The organism is Streptomyces sp. NPDC051173 (assembly GCF_040689515.1).
GTDB lineage: Bacteria > Actinomycetota > Actinomycetes > Streptomycetales > Streptomycetaceae > Streptomyces.
The window spans coordinates 75,120-100,532 of the sequence record NZ_JBFBBD010000008.1 but is presented as its reverse complement, the minus strand read 5'-3'; the positions used below and the strand labels follow the sequence as shown (position 1 = coordinate 100,532).

Sequence of the window (25,413 nt, the reverse complement as noted above, 5' to 3'; positions counted from 1 at the left end):
CGGCCTCAGGTCCGGGTTGTGGACGGACTCGGTCAGGTCGTGGTCAGCGGGCGCGTGCCGCGAGGGCGTGCTCGCCCGCCGCGCGCATCGCCACGAGGGGGCCCGGCCTGCGGCCGGTCATCTGCTCGACCTGGAGCACCGCCTGGTGCACCAGGAGGTCCAGACCGCTGAGCACGGCGCCGCCGCGGGCCGTCCAGGCGGCGGCCAGCGGGGTCGGCCACGGCTCGTAGAGCACGTCGAAGAGGGTGCCGGGGCACTCGGGGACCGCGGCGGCGAGGGCATCGGTGGCGCCGGCCGGGGTGGTGGCGACGACCAGCGGCGCGGTGAGGGCCTCGGCGGCGCGGGACCAGTCGGCGACCGTGACGGCCACGCCGAGCCGCTCGCCCCACTGGCGCATCTCGGCGGCCCGCGCCTCGCTGCGCACATAGGCGGTGACCTCGCCGGTGCAGATCCGGGCGAGCGCCGCGAGGGCGGAGGAGGCGGTGGCCCCGGCGCCCAGGACGGCGGCGGAGTCGACCTTCTCGACGCCGCGCTCACGCAGGGCGGCCTCGATGCCGGGGATGTCGGTGTTGTCACCGAGGCGGCGGCCGTCCTCGGTGAGGACGACCGTGTTGACGGCCTCGACGGAGGCCGCGGTGTCGCTCACCTCGTCCAGCAGCGGCATCACCGCGCGCTTGAGCGGCATCGTGAGCGAGAACCCCGCCCAGGTGCTGTCCAGCCCCGCGAGGAAGCCGGGCAGCGCGGCCTCGTCGATCTCGAAGCGGTCGTACGTCCACTCCCCCAGGCCCAGCTCGGCGTAGGCGGCCCGGTGCAGGACCGGGGAGAGCGAGTGGCCGATCGGCGATCCGAGCACGGCCGCGCGGCGCCTGGGCTGGGGGATCATCCCTGCTTCTTCCTCTGGTTCTCGTTGAACTCCTGAACGAGCTTGTCGTGCTCGGCCAGTGTCGTGGCGAACTTCGTCGTCTTGCCGTCGACGGAGACGAAGTAGTACCAGTCGCCCTGCTCGGGGTCCATCGCGGCCTTCAGCGCCTCTTCGCCGGGGTTGCCGATGGGACCGGGCGGCAGGCCCTTCGAGTGGTACGTGTTGTACGGGTCGTCGTACGACCGGAGCTGCCTGGGGTCGAGATCGAGCTTGCTCTGGTTCTTGATGTAGTTGTACGTCGAGTCGAACTCGAGCTTGCCGTTCGTCTGGGTGTTGGTCGGCTTGAGCCGGTTGTAGATGACGCGGGACATCTTGCGGAAGTCGTCGTGCGTCATGCCCTCGGCGTTGACCAGGCTCGCCACCGTGATCAGCTGGAGCGGGGACTTCAGGCCGAGCTCCTTGGCCTTGCCCTCCAGGTCCTGCTTGGCGTAGGTCTCCTTGGCCCGCGCGACCATCTGCTTGAGGATCTCCTCGGGCTTGGTGCCCTTGCTCGCGTTGTACTGCGAGGGGAAGAGGAAGCCCTCCAGCGGGTCCTTGATCTTGGGGTCGCTGTTGGCCCAGTCGGGCAGCCCGAGGTTCTTCACCTGGTTCTTGGCGACGTCCTGGGTCGTGCCCTTCGCCAGGCCGAGCTTCTCGTCGATCGCGGCGTAGATCGACACGGCCCGGCGGCCCTCGCCGATGGTGAGGAAGTTCGCGGTGTTGGTCATCATCGACACGGCCGCGGCACCGGACATCTCCTTGTGGAGGGTGTAGGTGCCGGGCTGGATGGCCTTGCCCTTGGGGTCCTTGCCCGCGGCCTCGGTGAAGGCGCCGACGCTCTTGACCACGCCGGCCTTCTGGAGGACCTCGCCCATCTGGCTGATGCCGTAGCCCTTGGGGATCTCGACCTGGACCTGGCCGGTGCCCTCGCCGTCGTAGTCGGGCGCGGCCCCGAAGTGGGTCTGCCAGTAGTCGTAGGCGAGATAGCCACCGCCGCCCACGACGCCGACGAGCACCACGGCGACGAGGAGGCAGGCGGTGCCGCTGCGGCGCTTGGTCTTCTTGGGCTTCTTGCCCCGCCGGTCACGGCCGCGGGAGCGCTCCTCGGCCGGCTCGTCCTCCGCCGGCTCCGCCCCGGCCGCCCCGGGGAGGTCGTCGAAGAACGACAGCTTGTCCTCGGCGGGCTCGGAACGCCACTCCGCGGGCTGCTCGAACTCCTGCGTGTGGTGCTGCTGCGTCTCGTGCTGAGCCTGCCGCGGCACCTGCTGTTCGTACTGCTGGGGCTGCTGGGGCGCTTGCTGCTGCGCCTGCGGCCCGCGCTGGTGCTGGGGCTGCGGCGGCGGATAGGCGTCCTGCGTGCCGTAGTAGTCCTGGGGCGCGCCGGTGTAGGGGTCGACGGGCGGCTGCCCGTACTGCTCTCCGGTGCCGTAGGGACCCCCCGCGTTCTGCGAGGGGTCCCAGCCGTACTGCTGTTGACCGTACTGGGGCTGTGACGACTGCTGGGGATGCTGATGCTGCGGATGCTGTTGACCGTCGTATCCCGGGTCCCCGTACAGAGGGTCCTCGGGATGCCACGGTTGGGAGCCGGAGCCCCGGCCATACTCAGTCATCAATCCCCTAGAGCCGCACAGCGGCAGCCGGTCGGCACTCCGTGGAGCGCGGGTTCCGAATCGTCCGGTCCTGTACGGGAGACGTTCGAACGGCTGCCATGTCAGCGCGGAACGTTACCGTACTGCGATCAGATGACCACGTCGACGGCCTCGCCGGGAGGCCGGCCGGAGACCTTCTCGATCTCCAGCGCGTTCTGCAGGATGACCACGGCGGCCGCCTGGTCGACGACCGAGCGCCCCTTCCTCGTGTTGACGCCGGAGGCCCGCAGCCCCTGCGCGGCTGTGACGGTCGTCATGCGCTCGTCGACCAGCCGCACCGGTACGGGCGCCACCCGCCGGGCCATCTCCTTGGCGAAGGTCCGCACCTTGGCCGCGGCCGGCCCCTCTCCCCCCTTGAGGGAGCGGGGCAGACCGACGACGACCTCGATCGGCTCGTACTCCGCGACGATCGCCACCAGCCGCTTGTGGGCCTGCGGGATGTCCCGCCCCGGCACGGTCTCGACCGGGGTCGCGAGGATCCCGTCGGGGTCGCACGAGGCGACCCCGATCCGGGCGTCCCCCACATCGACGGCGATGCGCCTGCCACGTCGCACGGCGGTCAGGCCGCTTCGGCGACGAGGCGCTCGACGGCGGCGACGGCCTCGTCGACGGCGTCCGGGTTCTGACCGCCGCCCTGGGCGACGTCCGGCTTGCCGCCGCCACCGCCACCGAGGGTCTTGGCGGCCGTGCGCACCAGGTCACCGGCCTTGAGACCGCGCTCGCGGGCGGCCTCGTTGGTGGCGATGACGGTCAGCGGGCGGCCGTTGACGACGGTGAACAGCGCCACGACGGCGGCCCGGCCGCCCTGGATCCGGCCGCGGACGTCGAGGACGAGCTTGCGCAGGTCGTCGGCGCCGGTGCCGTCCGGCACCCGGCCGATGGCCAGCGCCACACCGTGGACGTCCTTGGCGCCCGCGGCGAGACCGGCGGCGGCCTGGAGCACCTTCTCGGCGCGGAAGCGCTCGATCTCCTTCTCGGCGTCCTTGAGCTTGGCGAGCATCCCGGAGATCTTCTCCGGCAGCTCCTCCGGACGGCCCTTGACCAGCTCCTGGAGCTGGGCGACGACCGTGTGCTCCTTGGCGAGGAAGTTGTAGGCGTCCGCGCCGACCAGGGCCTCGACGCGGCGCACGCCGGAGCCGATCGAGGACTCGCCGAGCAGCTTCACCAGGCCCAGCTGGGCGGTGTTGGCGACGTGCGTACCGCCGCACAGCTCCTTGGAGAAGTCGCCGATGGTCACGACGCGCACCCGTTCGCCGTACTTCTCGCCGAACTCCGCGATGGCGCCCTGCTTCTTGGCGTCGTCGATGCTCATGACCTCGGCCTGGACGTCGAGTTCCCGGGAGAGGACCTCGTTGATCCGCTGCTCGACGTCCGTGAGGACGCTGCCGGGCACGGCGGCCGGGGAGCCGAAGTCGAAGCGGAAGCGGCCGGGCGAGTTCTCCGAGCCGGCCTGGGCGGCCGTCGGGCCCAGGGCGTCGCGCAGCGCCTGGTGGGTGAGGTGGGTGGCGCTGTGGGCACGGGCGATGGCCCGGCGGCGCGTCACGTCGATGGCGGCGTGGGCGGAGGCGCCCACGGTGACCTCGCCGACCTGGACGACGCCCTTGTGGACGTGGACGCCCGGGACGGGCTTCTGCACGTCGCGGATCTCGATGACGGCGCCGTTGTCGAGCCGGATGCGGCCCTGGTCGGCGAGCTGGCCGCCGCCCTCGGCGTAGAAGGGTGTGCGGTCGAGGACGACCTCGACCTCGTCGCCCTCGGTGGCGGCGGGCGAGGGCACGCCGTCGACGAGCAGGCCGACGACGGTCGACTCGTTCTCGGTGAGGGTGTAGCCCGTGAAGTCGCTCTCGCCGGTGGTGTCGGCCACCTCGCGGTAGGCGGACAGGTCGGCGTGACCGGTCTTCTTGGCCTTGGCGTCGGCCTTGGCCCGCTCGCGCTGCTCCTTCATCAGGCGGCGGAAGCCGTCCTGATCCACCGTCAGGCCCTGCTCGACGGCCATCTCCAGGGTGAGGTCGATCGGGAAGCCCCAGGTGTCGTGGAGCAGGAACGCCTTCTCGCCGGCGAGGACCTTGCCGCCGGCGGCCTTGGTCTCGGTCACGGCGGTGTCGAGGATGTTGGTGCCGCCCTTGAGGGCCTTGAGGAAGGCGGCCTCCTCGGCGAGGGCGACGGTCTCGATGCGCTTGCGGTCGGTGACGAGCTCCGGGTACTGCTGCCCCATCGTGTCGATCACGACGTCGATCAGGTCCTTGACGACCGGACCGGTGGCACCCATCAGGCGCATGTTGCGGATGGCGCGGCGCATGATGCGGCGCAGCACGTAACCGCGGCCCTCGTTGCCGGGGGTGACGCCGTCTCCGATGAGCATGGTGGAGGTGCGCACGTGGTCGGCGACCACGCGCAGCGAGACGTCCGACTCGTGCTTGTCGCCGTAGCGGACGCCGGTCAGCTCGGTGGCCTTGTCCATGACGACGCGCAGGGTGTCGGTCTCGTACATGTTCTGCACGCCCTGCAGGATCATGGCGAGACGCTCGAGGCCGAGGCCGGTGTCGATGTTCTTGGAGGGCAGGTCCCCGAGGATCGGGAAGTCCTCCTTGCCGTCGCCGGCACCGCGCTCGTACTGCATGAAGACCAGGTTCCAGATCTCCACGTACCGCTCGTCGTTGACGGCCGGGCCGCCCTCGACGCCGAACTCGGGGCCGCGGTCGTAGTTGATCTCGGAGCACGGGCCGCAGGGGCCCGGGACGCCCATGGACCAGTAGTTGTCCTTCTTGCCCAGGCGCTGGATGCGCTCCTTGGGCACGCCGACGACCTCGTGCCAGATGCGCTCGGCCTCGTCGTCTTCGAGGTAGACCGTGATCCAGAGCTTCTCGGGCTCCAGGCCGAAGCCGCCGTCCGCCACGGAGCTGGTGAGCAGCTCCCAGGCGAGCTTGATGGCGCCTTCCTTGAAGTAGTCGCCGAAGGAGAAGTTGCCGCACATCTGGAAGAACGTGCCGTGGCGGGTGGTCTTGCCGACCTCTTCGATGTCCGGCGTGCGGACGCACTTCTGCACGCTGGTGGCGCGCGGGAAGGGCGGCTTGACCTCGCCGAGGAAGTACGGCTTGAAGGGGACCATGCCCGCGGGGACCAGCAACAGGGTCGGGTCGTCCGCGATCAGCGACGCCGAGGGAACGACGGTGTGCCCGCGCTCCTCGAAGAAGCGCAGCCAGCGGCGGCGGATTTCAGCCGACTCCATCAGTGGTCCTCTTTCCGGGTGAACGAGTGGTAGGTGTGCTGCTGTTCGAGTGCGACCAGCCGGCGCTGCTCGGGGAGCTCCCGGCGCTCGGGGTCGGGTACGGCGGTGAGGCCGAGCGCGTCCTTGAGCGCCGCCTCGCGGTGCGCCATGCCGTCGCGGACGTCGAGGGCGAAGAGCTTGACCCGGCGGCCCGCGACGACCGCGCGGTCCGCCGCCTGGAGAGCCAGACTCTCCGGGGTGAGCTGGGCCAGCTTGCGGTTGACCTTGGTCGTGGCCCAGACACCGGCGGCTACACCGGTCGTGAACCAGAAGGTGCGGCGGAACATTCCTGGGGTCAACCCTTCCCACGGGTACGGCGGCTGCCGCGCCGGGCGGACGGCAGTTTGCGGTCGACGGTCCGGCCGGCGAAGACGGAGTGCCGCGGCGCCGGCTCCGCGGGCGCGGCCTTGCGGCCGATCGCGCGCCGCACGCCGTAGCCGAACGCCGCGACCTTGACCAGGGGCCCGCCGAAGGCGGAGGAGACGGTCGAGGAGAGCGCGGAGGCGTTCGCCGTGACCTCCTGGACGTCCGCGGCGATCGAGTCGACGCGGGCGAGCTGGGTGTTGGCGGAGCGCACGGTCGCGGAGGCGTCGGCGAGCAGCGGCACGGCCTGCTCGCTGACGTCGGCCACCAGCTTGGTGGCGGCCTTGAGCGTCTGCGCGAGCCGCACCAGGACCAGGGCCATGAACGACACGAGGATCGCCCAGAAGACGGCCACGAGGATCCCGGCCACCTCTCCACCGGACACGCTGCACCGCTCCCTGCTGGCCGTCGTCGTCCGGCCCGCCGCTTGCTGTCTTCGGACGTCTTCGGACGCCTCTTGACGTCCTGTACGACCTTATCGCGCCGGGCCTCCGCGCCCGTACCGGATTGTCACCGCGCCCGCCCCGCCCACCTGCCGGAGTTTACGGTGCGCACACTCCCCAGTACGCTCTGTGTGCCATGCCCCCACTCTCCGGCTCACCGCTCCCCGGCACCCCCTCCCCCCGCACCCGCGGCGTCGCCGCGCAGGGCTGTCACCGGCCGGGGCCGCCGGGCAATCTGCCCGACGGGCCCACGCGCTTCATCGGCCGCGGTCGCGAACTGGACGCGCTCGCCGCGCAGGTGGAGCGGGCCCGGCTGGTGACGGTGACCGGGGTCGGCGGCGTGGGCAAGACCCGTGTCGCGCTCCGGCTCGCGACCGCTTTGCAGGATCGCTTCTGCGACGGGGCGTGGCTGGCCGAGCTCTCCTCGCTCGCCGACCCGGCCCTGCTGGACCACACGGTCGCCGAGGCCCTGGGGCTGACCGATCACACGGACCGGCCGCCGCGCGCGTGGCTGCTGGAGCAGGTCGCCGAGCGGCGGATGCTGCTGGTCCTGGACGGGTGCGAGCAGGTGACGGAGGGGTGTGCGGCCCTGGTCCGGGCGCTGCTGCGAGGGGCGCCGGGGCTGCGGGTGCTGGCGGTGTCCCGGCGGCCGCTGGGGGTCGCGGGCGAGCAGGTCTTCCCGCTGTCGCCGCTGTCCGGCCCGGAGTCCGCCGAGCTCTTCGAGGACCGCGCCGGGAGCGCGTGGGCCGGCGCCGGGGAGGCGGAGCGCGCCACCGCGGACGAGCTGTGCCGCAGACTCGACGGCATCCCGCTGGCCCTGGAGCTCGCGGCGGCGCGGCTGGGCGCGCTGTCGGTGGCGCAGGTGCTGGAGCGGCTGGACGACCGGTTCCGGCTGCTGGCCGGGGGTGCGCCGGGCGCGCTGCCCCGCCACCAGACGCTGCGTACGGCCATCGGCTGGAGCCACGAGCTGTGCACGCCCGCCGAACGGCTGCTGTGGGCGCGGCTGACGGTCTTCGCGGGCCTCTTCGACCTGGAGGCGGCGGAATACGTCTGCTCGGGTCCCGAGCTGCCCGCCGAGACCCTGCTCGACGTGCTGGCCGAGCTGGTGGCGCGGTCCGTGGTGGTGCGGGAGGACACCCCGCTGGGGCCGCGCTACCGCCTGCTGGACCCGGTGCGGCTGTACGGGGCGGGCTGGCTGGACGCGCTGGCGGACGGCGAGCGGATGCGCCGCAGGCACCGTGACTGGTACATGGGCCTGGTCACCTGGTGCGAGCTGGACTGGTTCAGCCCCCGGCAGGCGGAGGTGGCGGCCCGGATCGGGGCGGAGCTGCCGAATCTGCGGCTGGCCCTGGACTACAGCCTGGAGGAGAAGGGCGAGGCCCACATCGGCCAGTACCTGGCGGGCACGCTGTGGTTCCACTGGACCGGCTGCGGACGTCTCGCGGAGGGGCGCTACTGGCTGGACCGCGCGCTGGAGGCCGAGGCGGACAACGAGGAGACCCGGCTGAAGGCCCTGTGGGTGCTGGGTCACGTGGCGGTGCTCCAGGGCGATCCGGCCCGCGCGGTGGGGGCGCTGGCGGAGTGCCGTGAGACGGCCGTGCGCGGCGGCCACACCCGGGCTCTGGCCTACGCCGAGCACCGGGCCGGCCTGCTGGCCCTGGTCTCGGACGACCTGCCGCGCGCCGAGGAGCTGCTGCGGTCGGCGCTGGCGCGCTACGAGGAGGTCGGCGAGCTGAACAGCGATGTCCTCGCGGCCCAGGCGGAGCTGGCGACGGCCGTCGCCTTCCGGGGTGATCCGGCGGGCGCGGTGGCGCTGTGCACGGAGGTCCGGGAGGTCTGCGCGGCCCACGGCGAGCGCCGGGCGCTGGCGTCCGCGCTGTACGTCCTGGGCCTCGCGGCGTGGAGCGGCGGGGACGCCGTACGGGCCCGGCCGCTGCTCCAGGAGTGCCTGGCCGCCGGCCACGCCTTCCACGACCTGGGGGGCGCGGTGCTCGCGGTGGAGCTGCTGGCGCTGGTGACGCTGGAGGAGGCCGGGGGCGCCGAGGAGGCGGCGGTGCTCCAGGGGGCGGCCGGACGGCTGCGGCGGTCGGTGGGGCTGCCGCTGTCCGGTTCGCGGCACTTCAACGCGCCGCACGCGCTGTGCGAGCGCCGGCTCCGGGAGCTGCTGGGCACGCGCCGGTACGAGGAGTGCGTGCGCGAGGGGGCCCGGCTGGACCTGGACGCGGTGGTGGCCCGGACGGGCCACGGGCCGGAGCGGCCTCCGGCGGTGCCGGTGGCCCGGGGACCCGTACGCCCGCCGGAAACGCGCGAGCCCGCCGTCTCACCGGCCACGGGGGCCGGGGAGACGACGGGCTGAGCGAGGAGCTCGGAAGAGCCGCTACTACCGCTGGATCAGCGGGCGTAGTACTCGACGACGAGCTGCTCGTCGCAGATCACGGGGATCTCCTTGCGGTTCGGCTCACGGTCCAGGCGGAAGGCCAGCGCGGCCAGGTTGACCTGGAGGTAGCGCGGGGTCTCGCCCTCGGTGTCGTAGCCACCGGCCATCGCGACCTGGAAGGGGTGCTTGGCGCGGCTGCGCTCGCGGACCGTCACGACGTCGTCGGGACGGACGCGGAACGACGGCTTGTCGACCTTGCCACCGTTGACCTGGATGTGGCCGTGGACGACCATCTGGCGGGCCTGGTAGATGGTGCGGGCGATGCCCGAACGCAGGACCAGCGCGTCGAGGCGGCGCTCGAGCTCGACGACCAGCGCCTCGCCCGTCTTGCCCTCGGCCTTCTTGGCGCGGTCGTAGGCGCGGGCCATCTGGCGCTCGCTGATGTCGTACTGGGCGCGCAGACGCTGCTTCTCGAGCAGACGGACCTTGTAGTCCGAGTTCTGCTTGCGGCCACGGCCGTGCTCGCCCGGCGGGTAGGGGCGGGCCTCGAAGTACTTGACGGCCTTCGGCGTCAGCGCGATGCCGAGCGCACGAGACTTCTTGACCTTGGGACGCGACTGGTTAGGCACGTTCTCCAGACCTCCGTTGTAGGTTAGGTTAGGCTCACCTTACTCAAGGAGATCGCATGTCTCGTCCGGGGAACACCAGTCACATCACGGACAGCACGAAAGAGGCCGACGCAACTGATGGCGTCGACGCGACGGAGGTCCGATCAGATCGTGGTCAGCCGCGTCCCAGCGGACTTGAAATCGCGCGGATGCCGTCAGCAGCCGAGCGCACACGAACTCTCGTACAGAGTACATGCTCCGCGGTACTGCTCATTCCCGGGCTGACCGGCGGGGCCGCTGCGAGCGCCGCGCTGCCCGCCGAACTGCTCGCGCCCGAGGCCCGCAGCGTGGGGCCGGACGGCGAGGTGTTCCTGGTCTTCCCCGCGGACTCCCCGGCCGTACGCGCCGCCACGCACGCCCAGGACGACGAGCTGGCCGCCGTGCTGGAGCTCACCGACGTCGCACCGGTCTCCGTGCCCAACCGGATCCGCGGCCGCGCCTGGCTCTCCGGCTGGCTGACCTCGGTGCCCGGGGTGACCGAGCCCGGCCGGATCATGCTGCGGCTGGAAGTCGGCGAGAGCAGCGTCGACGACCTGTGGGGCGCGGAGAGCGTCGAGGCGGACGACTTCGCCCGCGCCGAGCCCGATCCCCTGATCGAGCACGAGGCGGAGCTGCTCCAGCACCTGCACGCCTCGCACGGCGACCAGGTGCGCGCCCTCAGCTCGCTGCTCGGCGAACGCCGGCCGCGCTGCGCCCGCGACCGGGCCGTGCCGCTCTCGCTCGACCGCTTCGGGCTGCGCGTGCGGTTCACCACCGCGCACGGCGACGGCACCGCGGCCGACCGGTCCTTCGACGTGCGCTTCGAATTCCCCCGGCCGGTGCGGGACATCGCCGGTCTGCGGCAGGCGATGCACGCGCTCTTCGACGCCGCGGAGGACTGAGCCGGCCCGGCCCGCGGGGGTGGGCCGGGGCTCAGCCCTCCGACTCGCCCCGCAACCGCTTGCGCACCCGCTCCACCACGTCCGCGTAGCGCGCCTCCGCCCCGTAGCGCGTCGGTTCGTAGTAGCGCTTGCCGTGGACCGCGTCCGGCGCGTACTGCTGGGCGGCGATGCCGCCGGGCAGGTCGTGGGGGTAGAGATAGCCCTGCGCGTGGCCGAGCTTCTCGGCGCCCTTGTAGTGCCCGTCGCGCAGGTGCGGGGGCACGGGCCCGGCGAGGCCCGCCCGGACGTCCGCGAGGGCCGCGTCGATCGCGAGATACGCCGCGTTGGACTTCGGGGCCAGGGCGAGCGCCACGGCCACCTGGCCGAGCACGATCCGGGCCTCCGGGAAGCCGATCAGCGCGACGGCCTGCGCACCGGCGACCGCCGTCTGGAGCGCGGTGGGGTCGGCCATGCCGACGTCCTCGCTCGCGGAGATCATCAGCCGCCGGGCGATGAACCGCGGATCCTCCCCGGCCTCGATCATCCGGGCCAGATAGTGCAGGGTGGCGTCCACGTCGGAGCCGCGGATGGACTTGATGAGGGCGCTGGCCACGTCGTAGTGCTGGTCGCCGGCGCGGTCGTAGCGCACGGCCGCGCGGTCGACGGCCTCCTCCAGCGTCTCCAGGGTGATCTCGGCCTCGCCCTTGGCGATGGCCGAGCCCGCGCCCGCCTCCAGGGCCGTCAGCGCCCGGCGCGCGTCGCCCCCGGCGATCCTCAGCAGGTGCCCCTCCGCGTCCTCCGGCAGCGTCACCGCGCCGCCGAGGCCGCGCTCGTCGGTGAGCGCGCGGCGCAGCAGGCCGCGCAGGTCGTCGTCGGTGAGGGCCTGGAGGGTCAGCAGCAGGGACCGGGACAGCAGGGGGGAGATGATCGAGAAGTACGGGTTCTCCGTGGTGGCCGCGATCAGGGTGACCCAGCGGTTCTCGACGGCGGGCAGCAGGGAGTCCTGCTGGGCCTTGCTGAAGCGGTGGATCTCGTCCAGGAAGAGGACGGTCTCCTTGCCGTAACCGCCCGAGGCGCGGCGGGCGCCGTCGATGACGGCCCGCACCTCCTTGACCCCGGCGGTGATCGCGGACAGCTCCACGAAGCGCTTGTTGGTGGCCTGGCTGACGACGTAGGCCAGGGTCGTCTTGCCGATGCCGGGCGGGCCCCAGAGGATCACCGAGGACGGCCCGGCCGGGCCGCCGCTCCCCTCCCCCACCAGCCTGCGCAGCGGTGACCCCTGCTTGAGGAGGTGGCCCTGGCCGACGACTTCGTCGAGGGTCCGCGGGCGCATGCGGACGGCCAGCGGACTGCTCGCCGGGTCTTTCTCCTGGCGGTCCTCGGCGGCTGCGGTGAAGAGGTCGGGTTCCACGCCGAAAACCCTATGCCACGCCACTGACAAAGCCGCCGGACCCGTACAGGTCCAGCGGCTTTGTGAGCGCTCACGGGCCGGTCAGGCGGTGCCGCCGGTCCAGAAGTCCCACCACTTGGTGAGGATCAGCATGCCGATGATGCCGATGTGCAGCACCGGGATCACCCAGTGGAACTCCACCAGCACGCCGCGCAGCGCCCGCGGCGCGGGGATGAAGCCGCTGCGGACGTTCTGCACGGTCACGTACCAGAACATCACGATCGTGGCGACCCAGGCGAGGCAGCACCACAGGCACAGCGAGCCGATCACGTACAGCGACTCGTACTGCAGCCAGCTCACGAAGCCGACGCCGAAGAGGCAGCCGGCCTGCATGCCGAGCCAGTACCACCGCGGGAAGCGGGCGCCGGAGAGCAGCGCCAGGCCGATCGCGATGATGATGCCGTAGCAGACCAGACCGAGCATCGGGTTGGGGAACCCGAAGGCCGCCGCCTGCTTGCTCTGCATGATGTTGCCGCAGGAGACGATGGGGTTGAGGCTGCACCCCGGGACGAAGTTCGGGTCCTCGAGCAGCTTGAACTTGTCCAGGGTGATGACCCAGGCCGCGAGCAGCCCCATGGCACCGGTGACGACCAGCATCAGGGCGAACGCCCGGCCGCCGCCCACGGGCCCCGTGGCCGGGCCGTCCCGCTCGTCACCGTCGAGGTCGGAGCGGTCGAGTGCCGAAGTGGTCATAGCGCCCTTGATCCCATCTGTCGGTCCTTGCGGCCCATTCTGCACGAGCCGCCGGGCAATCAGCCTTGCCGGGAGAGGAGTTCGCCCACCACGGTGTCGAATGCGACAGGTGTCTGCTCGCCGGACTCGAGGTCCTTGAGCTGCACCACGCCTTCGGCGAGGTCCCGTTCACCGGCCACGAGCGCGAAGCGGGCGCCCGAGCGGTTGGCCGATTTCATGGCGTTCTTCAGGCCCTTGCCGCCGAAGGCGAAGTCGGTGGCGACACCGGCCCGGCGCAGCTCGGTCACGAGGCCGAAGAGCACCCGGCGGGCCTCGTCGCCCAGCGGGACGGCGAAGACCTGCGTCGCGGCGGGCAGGTCGAGCTCGATGCCCTCGGCCTTGAGCGCCAGCACCGTGCGGTCGACACCGAGCGCCCAGCCGACCGACGGCAGCGCCGGTCCGCCGATCATCTCGGACAGGCCGTCGTAGCGGCCGCCGCCGCCCACCGCGGACTGCGAGCCGAGGCCGTCGTGGACGAACTCGAAGGTGGTGCGGGTGTAGTAGTCCAGGCCGCGGACCAGCTTCTCGTCGTCCTCGAAGGCCACGCCCGCCGCGGTCAGCAGCTCGCGCACCTGCTCGTGGTACTCCTTGCACGCCTCGCAGAGGTGGTCACGGAGCATCGGGGCGCCGACGAGCTGCTTCTGCACGGCCTCGCGCTTGTCGTCGAGGACGCGCAGCGGGTTGATCTCGATGCGGCGGCGGGTGTCCTCGTCGAGGTCGAGGCCGCGCAGGAAGGACTGGAGCGCGTCGCGGTAGGCCGGACGGCACTCCTTGTCACCGAGGGAGTTGAGCAGCAGGCGGAAGTTCGTGAGTCCCAGCGACTTGTAGGCGTCGACGGCCAGGATGATCAGCTCGGCGTCGAGCGCCGGGTCCTCCGCGCCGATGGCCTCCGCGCCGACCTGCGAGAAGTGGCGGTAGCGGCCGGCCTGCGGGCGCTCGTAGCGGTAGTACGAGCCGGAGTACCAGAGCTTGACCGGGAGGTTGCCGGTCTTGTGGAGGTTGGCCTCCAGGGCCGCGCGCAGCACGGAGGCGGTGCCCTCGGGGCGCAGCGCGAGCTGGTCGCCGCCGCGCGTGGTGAGGGTGTACATCTCCTTGGTCACGATGTCGGTGGACTCGCCCACACCGCGGGAGAACAGCTCGACCTGCTCGAAGCCGGGGGTCTCGATGTAGCCGTAGCCGGAGCGCTTGAGCGGCGCCGCGATGGCCTCGCGCACCGCGAGGTAGACCGCGGAGTCGGGCGGGGTCAGGTCGTAGGTGCCCTTGGGGGCCTTGAACGTACTCACGGGAAAAATCGTCACATTCCTCGTCGCGGAGGGGCGGTGGCGCCGTCTCCGAGGCCGTGGCGCGCTTCTGCCAGATCCCGCAGGTACGGGTTGGTGGCGCGCTCGCGGCCGATGCTGGTCTGGGGGCCGTGGCCGGACAGCACCACGGTCGAGTCGTCCAGGGGCAGGCACACGCGTGCCAGCGACCGGAGTATCTCGGCGTGGTCGCCGCCGGGCAGATCGGTGCGTCCGACGGAGCCGGCGAACAACAGGTCGCCCGCGAAGAACACCGACGGCACGTCGGCGGTCTCGGGCAGCCGGAAGGTCACCGACCCCTTGGTATGGCCGGGCGCGTGCGCGACGGAGAACTCCAGCCCGGCGAGGTCCAGCCGGGCGCCGTCGGTGAGCTCCTTGACGTCGTCCGGCTCGCCCACGGTCAGCTCGCCCATGAGGCGCTGCCCGATGGAGCGGCCGAGGCCCTTCTCCGGGTCGCTCATCATGTAGCGGTCCGCGGGGTGGATCCAGGCGGGGACGTCGTGCGCGCCGCACACCGGGACGACCGAGGCGACATGGTCGATGTGCCCATGTGTGAGGACGACGGCGACGGGCTTGAGCCGATGCTTCCTGAGCGCTTCCTCGATGCCCGGGGCCGCCTGGTGGCCCGGGTCGACGATCACGCACTCCTCGCCTGCGGCCGGGGCGACCAGATAGCAATTGGTGCCCCAGGCCCCGGCGGGGAACCCGGCAATAAGCACATTCGTCCTTAATGATCGACCAGCAGAATTCCAGCAGTGGACCGGCGGGGGCTCCCCGGTGGGAAACCTCGGCCGGTACAGAGCCTACCGGCGGCACTCCGGTCACAGCGAACCCGTATACGGTACGGGCACACCCCGCAACCCCGGTCCGCCATGGACCAGACGGCACGAGGAGACGACCCGGTGGTCAGTAACGAGCAGCGGCGGCGGCAGCTCGCCCGGGAGAAGTTCCAGCGGCAGCAGGAGCGCCGCGAGGCGGCCCGGCGCAAGGCGCGCCGCCGCAACGCGGTGATCGCCGCGGGTCTCGCGGTGGTGCTCGCGGCGGGCGCGACCGCCTATGCCACGGGCGCGCTGTCCGGCGACAGCAAGAAGGACACGACGGACGCGGCGGCACCGGACAGCTCCACGCCGCCGAGCAAGGGCCCGGACCCGTGCGCCAAGGCGGCCCCCGGCTCCCCCTCCACCAAGTCGTGGAAGTCCGAGCCCGCGATGGCCGTCGACAAGTCGGCCTCGTACGCGATGGATCTGAAGACGACCTGCGGCACCGTCGACATCAAACTGGACGCCGAGAAGGCGCCGCACACGGTGAACTCGTTCAACTTCCTGGCCGGCGAGGGGTTCTACGACCACAGCCCGTGCCACCGGCTCACCAACGCCGGCATCTACGTCCTCCAGTGCGGCGACCCCAAGGGCAACGGCACGGGCGGTTCGGGCTACACGATCCCGGACGAGAACCTCAAGGATCCCCGGATCAAGGACGGCATCTATCCGGCCGGCACGGTCGCGATGGCCAACACCGGCCAGCCGGACTCCGGTGGCAGCCAGTTCTTCCTGGTCTACCAGGACAGCAAGCTGGACCCGAAGTACACCCCTGTCGGCACCATCGGCGCCGAGGGCATGAAGGTGCTCAAGAAGATCGCCGGCGCCGGTGTGCAGGGCGGTGCCCCCGACGGTGCGCCCAACGCGACCGTCGTCATCGACAAGGCGACGGTGACCAAGTCCTGAGGCCCGCCCGGGTCTTCCGCCGTCCGCCGCGCCTCCCGCCGTGCCACGGGGCCCGATCCCCGCTCCGTACGGCGAAATTTCGGTCGCGCGGGATACGGACAGCCGGGCCACCGGTCGCCTATGTTGGCGTTGTGTAGGGTGCCTGATCCGACGGCTGCCCGCACCCAATCGATCAAGCCGTCGGACCGGTCAGGGCGCGGCCCTGCCGGAACAACTGTGGACGATGCCCGAGGGGCCGCGCACCGGCCCCGGCATCATGTGGAGGAGGCGCTGTGAGCAGCGACCCATGGGGCCGCGTCGATGAGACGGGGACTGTGTACGTGCGTACCGCCGACGGCGAGCAGGTCGTCGGCTCGTGGCAGGCGGGTTCCCCCGACGAGGCACTCGCCTACTTCGAGCGCAAGTACGAGGGCCTGGTCGTCGAGATCGGCCTCCTCGAGCGCCGGGTCAGGACCACCGACCTGTCGGCCAAGGACGCGACGACCGCGATCGACCACCTGCGGACGCAGGTAGACGAGCACCACGCGGTCGGCGATCTGGACGCGCTGCGCGTCCGGCTCGACAAGCTCGTGGCCACGGTCGAGACGCGCCGCGAGGAGCGCAAGGCCGCGAAGGCGAAGCAGTCCGACGAGGCCCGTACGGCCAAGGAGGCGCTGGTCGCCGAGGCCGAGGAGCTGGCCGCGAGCGAGCAGTGGCGGTCGGCCGGCGAGCGGCTGCGCGCCCTGGTCGACACCTGGAAGGGCCTGCCGCGGCTGGACCGCAAAGCGGACGACGAGCTGTGGCACCGCTTCTCGCACGCCCGCTCGGCGTTCTCCAAGCGGCGCAAGGCGCACTTCGCGTCGCTGGACGCCCAGCGCGAGGAGGCCCGCAAGGCCAAGGAGAAGCTGGTCGCCGAGGCCGAGTCGCTCTCCGGGTCCACCGACTGGGGCCCGACGGCCGCGCGTTACCGCGACCTGATGGCCGACTGGAAGGCCGCGGGCCGCGCCCAGCGCGAGGCGGAGGACGAGCTGTGGGCCCGCTTCCGGGGCGCGCAGGACGTCTTCTTCCAGGCGCGCGGCGAGGTGTTCGCCGAGCGCGACGCCGAGCAGCAGGTCAACCTCACCCGCAAGGAGGAGCTGGTCACCGAGGCCGAGAAGCTGCTCCCGGTGACGGACCTCAAGGCGGCGCGGGCGGCGTTCCGTTCGATCAACGAGCGCTGGGAGGCCGTGGGCCATGTGCCGCGGGACGCCCGGCCGAAGATCGAGGGCCGGATGCACACCGTCGAGCGCGCGCTCCAGGAGGCCGAGGAGAGCGAGTGGCGGCGCACCAACCCGGAGGCCCGGGCGCGTGCGGCCGGTCTGACCGGGCAGCTGCAGGCCGCGGTCGACAAGCTCCAGGAGCAGGCGGACAAGGCGCGTGCCGCGGGCAACGACGCCAAGGCCGACAAGCTCACCAAGGAGCTGGAGGGCCGCAAGGCGCTGCTGGACCAGGCCCTGAAGGGCCTGGAGGAGTTCGGCGGCTGAACGGGCCGAACGCCTGACGCGTGAAGTAAGGGGCTCCGGCTATGGCCGGAGCCCCTTACTCATGCGCTGCGACCCGGCTACGGCCTGCGGGCGGACGTCACGCGGTAGACGTCGTAGACACCCTCCACGCCCCGCACCGCCTTGAGGACGTGACCGAGGTGCTTGGGGTCGCCCATCTCGAAGGTGAAGCGCGAGGTCGCCACCCGGTCGCGGGAGGTCTGCACGGCGGCCGAGAGGATGTTGACGTGCTGGTCGGACAGGACGCGGGTGACGTCCGACAGCAGCCGGGACCGGTCCAGCGCCTCGACCTGGATGGCGACGAGGAAGACCGACGACTGGGTGGGCGCCCACTCGACCTCGAGGATCCGCTCGGGCTGCTGCGAGAGCGAGTCGACGTTGACGCAGTCCGCGCGGTGCACCGAGATGCCGTTGCCACGGGTGACGAAACCGATGATCGGGTCGCCCGGCACCGGCGTACAACAGCGGGCCAGCTTCACCCACACGTCGTCGACGCCCTTGACGACCACGCCCGGGTCCGCGCTGGAACGCCGCTTGGAGCGGCCGCGGATGGGCGCGGACTCCTCGATGTCCTCGGTGGCCGCGTCCTCCCCGCCCAGGGCCTGGACCAGCTTCTGCACGACGCCCTGCGCGGCGACGTGGCCCTCGCCGATGGCGGCGTAGAGGGAGGAGATGTCGGGGTAGCGCATCTCGTGCGCGAGGGTGACCAGCGAGTCGCCGGTGAGGATCCGCTGGATCGGCAGGTTCTGCTTGCGCATGGCGCGCGCGATGGCGTCCTTGCCCTGCTCGATGGCCTCGTCGCGGCGCTCCTTGGAGAACCAGGCGCGGATCTTGTTGCGGGCGCGCGGTGACTTGACGAAGCCGAGCCAGTCGCGGGACGGGGCGGCGCCGGGGGCCTTGGAGGTGAAGACCTCGACCAGGTCGCCGTTGTCCAGGGTCGATTCGAGGGGGACGAGCCGGCCGTTGACCCGGGCGCCTATGGTGCGGTGGCCGACCTCGGTGTGCACGGCGTAGGCGAAGTCGACCGGGGTGGCCCCGGCCGGGAGCGCTATGACATCGCCCTTGGGCGTGAAGACGAAGACCTCATTGCGCGAGAGGTCGAAGCGCAGGGACTCCAGGAACTCCCCCGGGTCCTCGGTCTCCTTCTGCCAGTCCAGCAACTGCCGCAGCCAGGCCATGTCATTGACGGTGTCCTGGTTCTTCCCGGCGTTCTTCGGCACGTCGGTGCGGACCTTGGAGGCCCCGGCGACGGCTTCCTGCTTGTACTTCCAGTGCGCGGCGATGCCGTACTCCGCGCGCCGGTGCATGTCGAAGGTGCGGATCTGCAGCTCTACGGGCTTGCCGCTGGGACCTATGACCGTCGTGTGCAGCGACTGGTACATGTTGAACTTCGGCATCGCGATGTAGTCCTTGAACCGCCCCGGGACCGGGTTCCACCGGGCGTGGACGGTGCCGAGCGCCGCGTAGCAGTCGCGGACGGTGTCGACGAGGACGCGGATGCCCACCAGGTCGTAGATCTCGGCGAAGTCGCGGCCCCGCACGATCATCTTCTGGTAGACGCTGTAGTAGTGCTTCGGGCGGCCGGTGACGGTGGCCTTGATCCGGGCGGCGCGCAGGTCGGCCTGGACCTCGTCGGTGACGATCGCCAGGTATTCGTCCCGCTTGGGGGCGCGCTCGGCGACGAGGCGGACGATCTCGTCGTACATCTTGGGGTAGAGGATCGCGAAGGCGAGGTCCTCCAGCTCCCACTTGATGGTGTTCATGCCCAGCCGGTGCGCCAGCGGGGCGTAGATCTCCAGCGTCTCGCGGGCCTTCTTCTCCTGCTTCTCCCGCTTGAGATAGCGCATGGTGCGCATGTTGTGCAGGCGGTCGGCGAGCTTGATGACCAGGACGCGCGGGTCCTTGGCCATGGCGACGACCATCTTGCGCACGGTCTCGGCCTGCGCGGCCTCGCCGAACTTGACCCGGTCGAGCTTGGTGACGCCGTCGACCAGCAGGGCGACCTGATCGCCGAAGTCACGGCGCAGGGTGTCCAGGCCGTACTCGGTGTCCTCGACGGTGTCGTGCAGCAGGCCCGCCATCAGCGTGGCCGGGTCCATGCCCAGTTCGGCGAGGATCGTGGTCACCGCGAGGGGGTGCGTGATGTACGGGTCGCCGCTCTTGCGCTTCTGCCCACGGTGCCAGCGCTCGGCGACCTGATAGGCCCGCTCGATCTGCCGCAGCGTCGCGGTGTCGGCCTTGGGGTCGTTGCCGCGCACGACGCGCAGCAGCGGTTCGAGCACCGGGTTGTACGGGCTGGAGCGCTGGACGCCCAGGCGGGCGAGGCGGGCCCGTACGCGGCTGGAGGAGCCGGAGCGCGGGGCGGGTCCCTGCGGGGCGGTGGGCCGGACGGGTGAGGCACCCGCGGGCACGACGGCCGCCTTGCCCGCACCGTCGGCGGGCTGCGCGCCCGGCATGACCTCGGAAGGCTTGGGGGCCTTGGGCGCCGCGGGAGCCGTGCGGCCCTCGGGCTCAGGCGCGCTGTCGGGGCGGCCCTGGGGCGTGCCCGTGGCCGCCGCGGCCTCGGGAGACGGCTTGTCCGGCTGTGCGGCGGTGAGCGGCTGGGCCTCGTCTGGCAAGAGCACTCCTCATGCGGGTCCGGCCCCCCGTTCAGGTCCGGACTGCCATGGTATCGAGCCGGGCGGCGTGACCGCCGCGCGCCCGGGTCGGTGACAGGCGAAAACGCGGGGCGGGCACCGGATCTTCCCGGTGCCCGCCCCGCGTCGTCGTGCGCGACGCCGCTGTCCCGTACAGGTCAGAGCGTGATCAGCGCCTCCAGCGGCGCGCCGCCGAGGCCCTCGGCCAGCCGCTGCCGGCCGTCGAGGAAGCCGAGCTCCATCAGCACGGCGACGCCCGCGACCTCGGCACCGGCCCGGCGGATCAGCTGGAGCGCCGCCTCCGCCGTGCCGCCGGTGGCCAGCACGTCGTCGATGACGAGCACCCGGTCGCCCGGACCCACCGCGTCGGCGTGCATCTCGATCTCGGCCGTGCCGTACTCCAGCTCGTACGACTGCGCGAGGCAGGCTCCGGGGAGCTTGCCGGCCTTGCGTACGGGGATGAAGCCGACGCCGGCGCGGACGGCGGCCGGGGCGCCCAGGATGAACCCGCGGGCCTCCAGGCCGACGACCTTGGTCGCGCCCAGGCGTTCGCAGAGCCCGGCGAAGGTGTCGGTGAGCAGGCCGAACGCCTCGGCGTCCGCGAGCAGCGGGGTGATGTCCTTGAACATCACGCCCGGCTTCGGGTAGTCCGGCACGTCGTGGATGTGCGCCAGCAGCGCCTCACGCAGCTTCTCGTCGGTCATGCCGACCTCCACGGCGCTCATCGGCGCTTCCCCGAGGGACGGCCGCGGCCGCCGCGGTTGCGGGGCGTGGCCTGGCGGACGATTCCGGCCGGAGCGGGGTCCTCGGGCTCCTCGTCGCCGGTCACGGCGTCCTGCGGCTCGCCCTCGCCCGACTCGGCCTTGGCCGTCGCGGCGGCGCGCTTGGCCGCCACCCGCTTGGCCAGGGCCCGCATCTGCGGGTCGCGCTCCTTGAGATCGGCGACCAGCGGGGTGGCGATGAAGATCGAGGAGTACGCGCCGGCCGCGAGGCCGACGAAGAGGGCGAGGGAGATGTCGTTGAGCATGCCCGCGCCCAGGAAGCCGCCGCCGATGAAGAGCAGGCCGGCGACCGGCAGCAGCGCCACGACGGTGGTGTTGATGGAGCGCACCAGGGTGCCGTTGAGGCTGCGGTTGGCGATCTCGCTGTAGGTCCAGCGGGTCTGCTTGGTGATGTCCTTCGAGCTCTCCTTCAGACCGTCGAAGACGACGACGGTGTCGTAGAGGGAGTAACCGAGGATGGTCAGCAGACCGATCACCGTGCCCGGGGTGACCTCGAAGCCCACCAGGGCGTACACCCCGACGGTGATGGTGAGGTCGTGGATCAGGGCGATGAGGGCGGCGACGGCCATCCGCCACTCGAAGGCGATCGCGAGGTAGATCACCACGAGGATCATGAAGACCGCCAGGCCCGTCCAGGCCTTGTTGGCGATCTGGTCACCCCAGCTGGGGCCGACGATATCGGCGTTGATCTTGTTCAGCGGGACGTCGAGCTTCTTGGCCAGCGCCGCCTGGGTCGTCCGCGACTGGTCGGTGGACAGCTCGCTGACCTGGACGCGCAGCGTCTTGTTGCCGAGCTTCTGGACGATGGCCGGGTGGCCGGAGGCGTCCTGCGCCGTCCGCTGGGCCTGCTCGGCCGAGACGGAGGTGCTGGGCGTGGTGAAGACCGCGCCGCCGGAGAACTCGATGCCCATGTTCAGGCCGCGCACGGCCAGGCCGACGATGGCCGTGATCGTGATGAGGATCGAGATGCCGTACCAGATCTTCCGCTTGCCGACGAAGTCGTAGCCGACCTCACCGCGGTAGAGCCGGGCGCCGAGGTTGCCGAGTTTCGACATCTCACGCCTCCTTGGGGTCGACGGGGGCGGAGGGGCGGCGGGACGCCCGCAGCGGCGGCTTGGCGCCGAGCCGCTTGGGGTCGAGCCCGGACCACGGATGGCCGCTGGCGAAGAACTTGCGGCGCGCGAGGAGCGTCATGAGCGGCTTGGTGAAGAGGAAGACCACGACGACGTCGAGGAGCGTGGTCAGACCGAGGGTGAACGCGAAGCCCTGGACCTTGCCGACGGTGACGATGAAGAGCACCGCGGCGGCGAGGAAGGACACGAAGTCGGAGACCAGGATCGTGCGGCGGGCACGCGGCCAGCCCCGCTCGACGGCCGGGCGCAGCGAACGGCCCTCCCGGATCTCGTCACGGATGCGTTCGAAGTAGACGATGAAGGAGTCGGCGGTGATACCGATCGCGACGATGGCACCGCAGACGGCCGGCAGGTTCAGCGCGAAGCCGATGGCCTGTCCCAGCAGCACCATGATCACGTAGGTGAGGATCGCGGAGCACAGGAGGCTGGCGAGGGCGACGAGCGCGAGGCCGCGGTAGTACGCCACCAGGTAGATGATCACCAGGGCGAGGCCGATGGCACCGGCGATGAGACCGGCGCGCAGCTGCTCGCCGCCGAGCGCCGCGGTGACGGTCGTCTCGGTCTCGACGCTGAAGGACAGCGGCAGGGCACCGTAGGACAGCACGTTGGCCAGGTCCTGGGCGCTCTGCTGGGTGAAGCCGCCGGAGATCTCCGCCTGGCCGCCGTTGATCGAGCTGGAGACGGAGGGGTCGGAGACGACCTCGCCGTCCAGGACGATCGCGAACTGGTTCTGCGGGGACTGCTTGGAGGCCAGCTGGCCGGTCACGTCGGCGAACTTCTTGGAGCCGCCGGAGGTGAACTTCAGCTGGACGAGCCAGCCGCGGCCCTGCTGGCTGTCGAAGACGGCCGAGGCGCTGCTGACGCCGGTGCCCTCCACGGACACCGGGCCGAGGATCTCCTTGGCGGAGCCGTCCTTCTTGCACGCGGCGATCATGTCGGTCGCCGCGGAGCGCGCGGCGGCCTCGCTCGCGTTGGAGCGGCCTTCCTTGGTGGAGCAGTCCAGCGCGTCGAGCTTCTTCTGGAGCGCGGCGACGTCGGCGGGGGGCGGCGAGGGGTTGTTGTCCTGCTTGGACTTGTCGTCCTTCTTCGCACCCTTGTCGTCCGTGCCCGCGGAGGCGGAGGCGCTCGGGGTGGTGGCGGCGTCGGCCTTCAGGGCGTCGGTGACGGCGCGGCCCTGCGGAGCGGTGCTGGCGGACGGGGAGCCGGACGGCTTGTTCTTGTCGTCCTTGCTCTTGTCACCGGCCTTATCCTTGCCCCCGGCGGAGGGGCTGGAGTTGGGCTCGGGGGTCTTGGCACCGGGGGCCACGCTCAGCACGGGCCTAAAGCCCAGCTTGGCGGTCGTGCCGACCTGCTGCCGGGCCTGCTCGGCGTTCGTCCCCTTGGGGATGTTCACGACGATGTGGTCGCGGCCCTGCGTCTGAACCTCGGCCTCGGTGACACCGAGGCCGTTGACACGCCGCTCGATGATGCCGACGGCCGTGTTCATGTTGGTGTCGTTGATCGCATTGGGCTTGCCGGGTTCGTTCTTGGCCTTCAGCGTGAAGCTGGTGCCACCAGCGAGGTCGATACCCAGCCGCGGGGTGGTGCGCCCGGAGGCGAACATTCCCCCGGTGAGCGCCACCATGGCGATCAGGATCAGGGCCAGGACACGGCCCGGCCTGCCCTGGCCGCCCGGGGACCTGCGGCCCTTCTTCGGTGCTGCCACCTTGTCGTTTCTCCCTGTCCAACCGTCCGGCGTCGGAGGTTTCCCGGACGGCCACGAAGTGTTGTGGGGACCTGCCCCCGCCGGAGCCTAGACCGAAAGGGAACCGCGGCGCACTGATCGGTGAGTGCTCCGCGGTTCCCGGGTGGTGCTACTTGGCGTCGGTGTCGCCCGGCTTGCCGTCCCGCTCGGCGTCCCCGGCCTCGGCCGTGCCCGCCTCGGCGGCCTTCTCGCCCTTGTCGGCCTTGTCCTCGGCGGGGGTCTCCTTGCCGAGGTCGATCTTCTTCTCGGCCGGGGTGTCGGTCTCGGTCAGCGACGAGGCGTCGTCCGGGACGACAGGGGTCTCGGACTCGTCACCCTCGATGCCGTGGACGATGCGGTTGTACTCGTCGTCCTGGAGAACGGCGCCGATGGAGTTCTTCGCGAAGATGGCGTGCACACCAGGGGCGATCTCGAGGAGGACCGAGTCGTCGTTGACCTCCTTGACGGTGGCGTACATGCCGCCGATCGTCCGCACGCCGGTGCCCGGCTGCATCTGGTCGCGCATCGACGCAGCCTGACGCTGCTTGTTCTTTGCCGACCGGGTCATCAGGAACATGGCCCCGATAAGCACGATGAACGGCAGGAGAGTCATGATATTCACGGGACGGGGTTTCCTTCACACGACCACGGAGGCGCGGCCTGGTCTACGGGGGTGGTATGCCGCACCGATACGGACGGCATCGGCGGAGTCTAAGCGAGTCCGCGCCTAGGGAACAACGCTCAGCATGGCACCGGGGTTCCTGACCGGACCAGCCCACGCGCCGTCACGCGTCGAACAGCCCCGGTCCCCCGGCCCCGCCCGCCGGCCGCCGCGGCGCCTCCAGACCGAGGTGTGCCCAGGCCGCGGGCGTGGCGACGCGGCCCCTGGGCGTACGGGCCAGCAGCCCTTCCCGTACGAGGAAGGGCTCGGCGACCTCCTCGACGGTCTCGCGCTCCTCGCCCACGGCGACGGCGAGGGTGGAGAGGCCGACGGGGCCGCCGCCGAAGAGCTTGAGCAGCGCGGTCAGCACGGCGCGGTCCAGCCGGTCGAGGCCGCGGGCGTCGACCTCGTAGACATCGAGCGCCTGTGCGGCGACCTCCTGGGTGATGAAACCGTCGGCCTTGACCTGGGCGTAGTCACGGACGCGGCGCAGGAGGCGGTTGGCGATGCGGGGCGTGCCCCGGGAGCGGCCGGCGATCTCGGCCGCGCCTTCCGCGTCGGTCTCGACGTCGAGCAGGCGGGCCGACCGGTGGATGACGCGCTCCAGCTCGGCGGGGGCGTAGAACTCCATATGGCCGGTGAAGCCGAAGCGGTCGCGCAGCGGGGGCGGCAGCAGCCCGGCGCGGGTGGTCGCGCCGACGAGGGTGAAGGGCGGCAGCTCCAGCGGGATGGCGGTGGCGCCGGGGCCCTTGCCGACGATGACGTCGACCCGGAAGTCCTCCATCGCCATGTAGAGCATCTCCTCGGCGGGCCGGGACATGCGGTGGATCTCGTCGAGGAAGAGCACCTCACCCTCGGTGAGGGAGGACAGGATCGCCGCGAGGTCACCGGCGTGCTGGATGGCGGGGCCGGAGGTGATGCGGATGGGGGCGCCCATCTCGGCCGCGATGATCATCGAGAGGGTGGTCTTGCCGAGCCCCGGGGCGCCGGAGAGCAGGACGTGGTCGGCCGTGGCGTTACGGGCGCGCGCGGCCTTCAGGACGAGGTCGAGCTGCTCCCGCACACGCTCCTGGCCGACGAACTCACCGAGGTCCTTCGGGCGCAGGGCGGCCTCGACCGCCTGCTCCTCGCCGTCGGCGGTGGTGCCGACCAGCCGGTCGGCTGCGGCGGATGCGGGGTCGTCTTCCCAGTTCACGGGTGGTGCCTCACGATTCGTGACGGTCGG

General features: G+C 71.5%; 21 protein-coding genes. 4 read left to right on the top strand and 17 right to left on the bottom strand.

All coding sequences use genetic code 11. The annotated features are described in order from the left end of the window. Window positions 1-43: 43 nt before the first annotated feature. The 6 genes from AB0435_RS07885 to AB0435_RS07860 form a co-directional block, all read right to left on the bottom strand. Window positions 44-883 carry a shikimate dehydrogenase gene (locus tag AB0435_RS07885; RefSeq protein ID WP_366426457.1) on the bottom strand — a complete coding sequence of 280 codons (840 nt, stop codon included), beginning with the start codon at window positions 881-883 and terminating at the stop codon, window positions 44-46. Next, window positions 880-2,511 carry an endolytic transglycosylase MltG gene (gene mltG, locus AB0435_RS07880; protein WP_366426456.1) on the bottom strand — a complete coding sequence of 544 codons (1,632 nt, stop codon included), beginning with the start codon at window positions 2,509-2,511 and terminating at the stop codon, window positions 880-882. Before mltG ends, AB0435_RS07885 begins: the two co-directional genes overlap by 4 nt. A gap of 128 nt (window positions 2,512-2,639) precedes the next feature. Further along, window positions 2,640-3,104: a Holliday junction resolvase RuvX gene (ruvX, locus tag AB0435_RS07875; RefSeq protein ID WP_301888993.1), complete on the bottom strand. Its 465-nt coding sequence runs from the start codon at window positions 3,102-3,104 to the stop codon at window positions 2,640-2,642. A gap of 5 nt (window positions 3,105-3,109) precedes the next feature. After that, window positions 3,110-5,779 carry an alanine--tRNA ligase gene (gene alaS, locus AB0435_RS07870; protein WP_366002970.1) on the bottom strand — a complete coding sequence of 890 codons (2,670 nt, stop codon included), beginning with the start codon at window positions 5,777-5,779 and terminating at the stop codon, window positions 3,110-3,112. Continuing rightward, window positions 5,779-6,105 carry a DUF6167 family protein gene (locus AB0435_RS07865; protein WP_361522377.1) on the bottom strand — a complete coding sequence of 109 codons (327 nt, stop codon included), beginning with the start codon at window positions 6,103-6,105 and terminating at the stop codon, window positions 5,779-5,781. Before AB0435_RS07865 ends, alaS begins: the two co-directional genes overlap by 1 nt. An 8-nt stretch (window positions 6,106-6,113) precedes the next feature. Further along, a complete protein-coding gene (locus tag AB0435_RS07860) occupies window positions 6,114-6,566 on the bottom strand; it encodes a DUF948 domain-containing protein (protein WP_366426455.1) in 453 nt (150 codons plus the stop codon). 194 nt (window positions 6,567-6,760) lie between these two features. Between AB0435_RS07860 and AB0435_RS07855 the strand changes: the two genes are divergently transcribed. After that, a complete protein-coding gene (locus AB0435_RS07855; RefSeq protein WP_366426454.1) occupies window positions 6,761-8,980 on the top strand; it encodes an AAA family ATPase in 2,220 nt (739 codons plus the stop codon). A gap of 35 nt (window positions 8,981-9,015) precedes the next feature. On the opposite strand, the gene rpsD is transcribed toward AB0435_RS07855, so the two are convergent. Continuing rightward, window positions 9,016-9,630, bottom strand: coding sequence for a 30S ribosomal protein S4 (gene rpsD, locus AB0435_RS07850; protein ID WP_366002974.1), 615 nt, complete (start codon window positions 9,628-9,630; stop codon window positions 9,016-9,018). A 188-nt stretch (window positions 9,631-9,818) separates the two neighbouring features. Here rpsD and AB0435_RS07845 point away from each other — a divergent pair, with 188 nt between their 5' ends. After that, complete coding sequence (locus tag AB0435_RS07845; RefSeq protein ID WP_366426453.1) at window positions 9,819-10,550, top strand: DUF2470 domain-containing protein; 732 nt, start codon at window positions 9,819-9,821, stop codon at window positions 10,548-10,550. A gap of 31 nt (window positions 10,551-10,581) precedes the next feature. Here the strand turns inward: AB0435_RS07845 and AB0435_RS07840 are convergent, their stop codons facing one another. The 4 genes from AB0435_RS07840 to AB0435_RS07825 form a co-directional block, all read right to left on the bottom strand. Beyond that, a complete protein-coding gene (locus AB0435_RS07840) occupies window positions 10,582-11,940 on the bottom strand; it encodes a replication-associated recombination protein A (protein ID WP_366002977.1) in 1,359 nt (452 codons plus the stop codon). A gap of 81 nt (window positions 11,941-12,021) precedes the next feature. Beyond that, entirely contained in the window at window positions 12,022-12,672 is a 651-nt protein-coding gene (locus tag AB0435_RS07835) for a vitamin K epoxide reductase family protein (RefSeq protein WP_366002978.1), read from the bottom strand. A 59-nt stretch (window positions 12,673-12,731) separates the two neighbouring features. Then, window positions 12,732-13,994 (bottom strand): histidine--tRNA ligase, encoded by a 1,263-nt coding sequence (gene hisS / locus AB0435_RS07830; protein ID WP_366002979.1) that lies wholly within the window; start codon window positions 13,992-13,994, stop codon window positions 12,732-12,734. 11 nt (window positions 13,995-14,005) lie between these two features. Continuing rightward, entirely contained in the window at window positions 14,006-14,728 is a 723-nt protein-coding gene (locus AB0435_RS07825; protein WP_366002980.1) for an MBL fold metallo-hydrolase, read from the bottom strand. A gap of 183 nt (window positions 14,729-14,911) precedes the next feature. Between AB0435_RS07825 and AB0435_RS07820 the strand changes: the two genes are divergently transcribed. Both AB0435_RS07820 and AB0435_RS07815 read left to right on the top strand, forming a co-directional pair. Further along, window positions 14,912-15,733, top strand: coding sequence for a peptidylprolyl isomerase (locus AB0435_RS07820; RefSeq protein WP_366002981.1), 822 nt, complete (start codon window positions 14,912-14,914; stop codon window positions 15,731-15,733). 272 nt (window positions 15,734-16,005) lie between these two features. After that, a complete protein-coding gene (locus tag AB0435_RS07815) occupies window positions 16,006-17,235 on the top strand; it encodes a DUF349 domain-containing protein (protein ID WP_366426452.1) in 1,230 nt (409 codons plus the stop codon). 77 nt (window positions 17,236-17,312) lie between these two features. On the opposite strand, the gene AB0435_RS07810 is transcribed toward AB0435_RS07815, so the two are convergent. From AB0435_RS07810 to ruvB, 6 genes are all read right to left on the bottom strand, one after another. Next, complete coding sequence (locus AB0435_RS07810; protein ID WP_366426451.1) at window positions 17,313-19,871, bottom strand: RelA/SpoT family protein; 2,559 nt, start codon at window positions 19,869-19,871, stop codon at window positions 17,313-17,315. 176 nt (window positions 19,872-20,047) lie between these two features. Then, on the bottom strand, window positions 20,048-20,593 hold the full coding sequence (locus AB0435_RS07805) for an adenine phosphoribosyltransferase (protein WP_366003065.1): 546 nt from the start codon (window positions 20,591-20,593) through the stop codon (window positions 20,048-20,050). 17 nt (window positions 20,594-20,610) lie between these two features. Next, entirely contained in the window at window positions 20,611-21,726 is a 1,116-nt protein-coding gene (secF, locus tag AB0435_RS07800; protein WP_366426450.1) for a protein translocase subunit SecF, read from the bottom strand. A gap of 1 nt (window position 21,727) precedes the next feature. Next, a complete protein-coding gene (gene secD, locus AB0435_RS07795) occupies window positions 21,728-23,509 on the bottom strand; it encodes a protein translocase subunit SecD (RefSeq protein ID WP_366002986.1) in 1,782 nt (593 codons plus the stop codon). A gap of 148 nt (window positions 23,510-23,657) precedes the next feature. Next, entirely contained in the window at window positions 23,658-24,149 is a 492-nt protein-coding gene (gene yajC, locus AB0435_RS07790) for a preprotein translocase subunit YajC (RefSeq protein ID WP_366426449.1), read from the bottom strand. Between the two features lie 163 nt (window positions 24,150-24,312). Beyond that, on the bottom strand, window positions 24,313-25,383 hold the full coding sequence (gene ruvB, locus AB0435_RS07785; protein WP_366426448.1) for a Holliday junction branch migration DNA helicase RuvB: 1,071 nt from the start codon (window positions 25,381-25,383) through the stop codon (window positions 24,313-24,315). Window positions 25,384-25,413 lie beyond the last annotated feature (30 nt).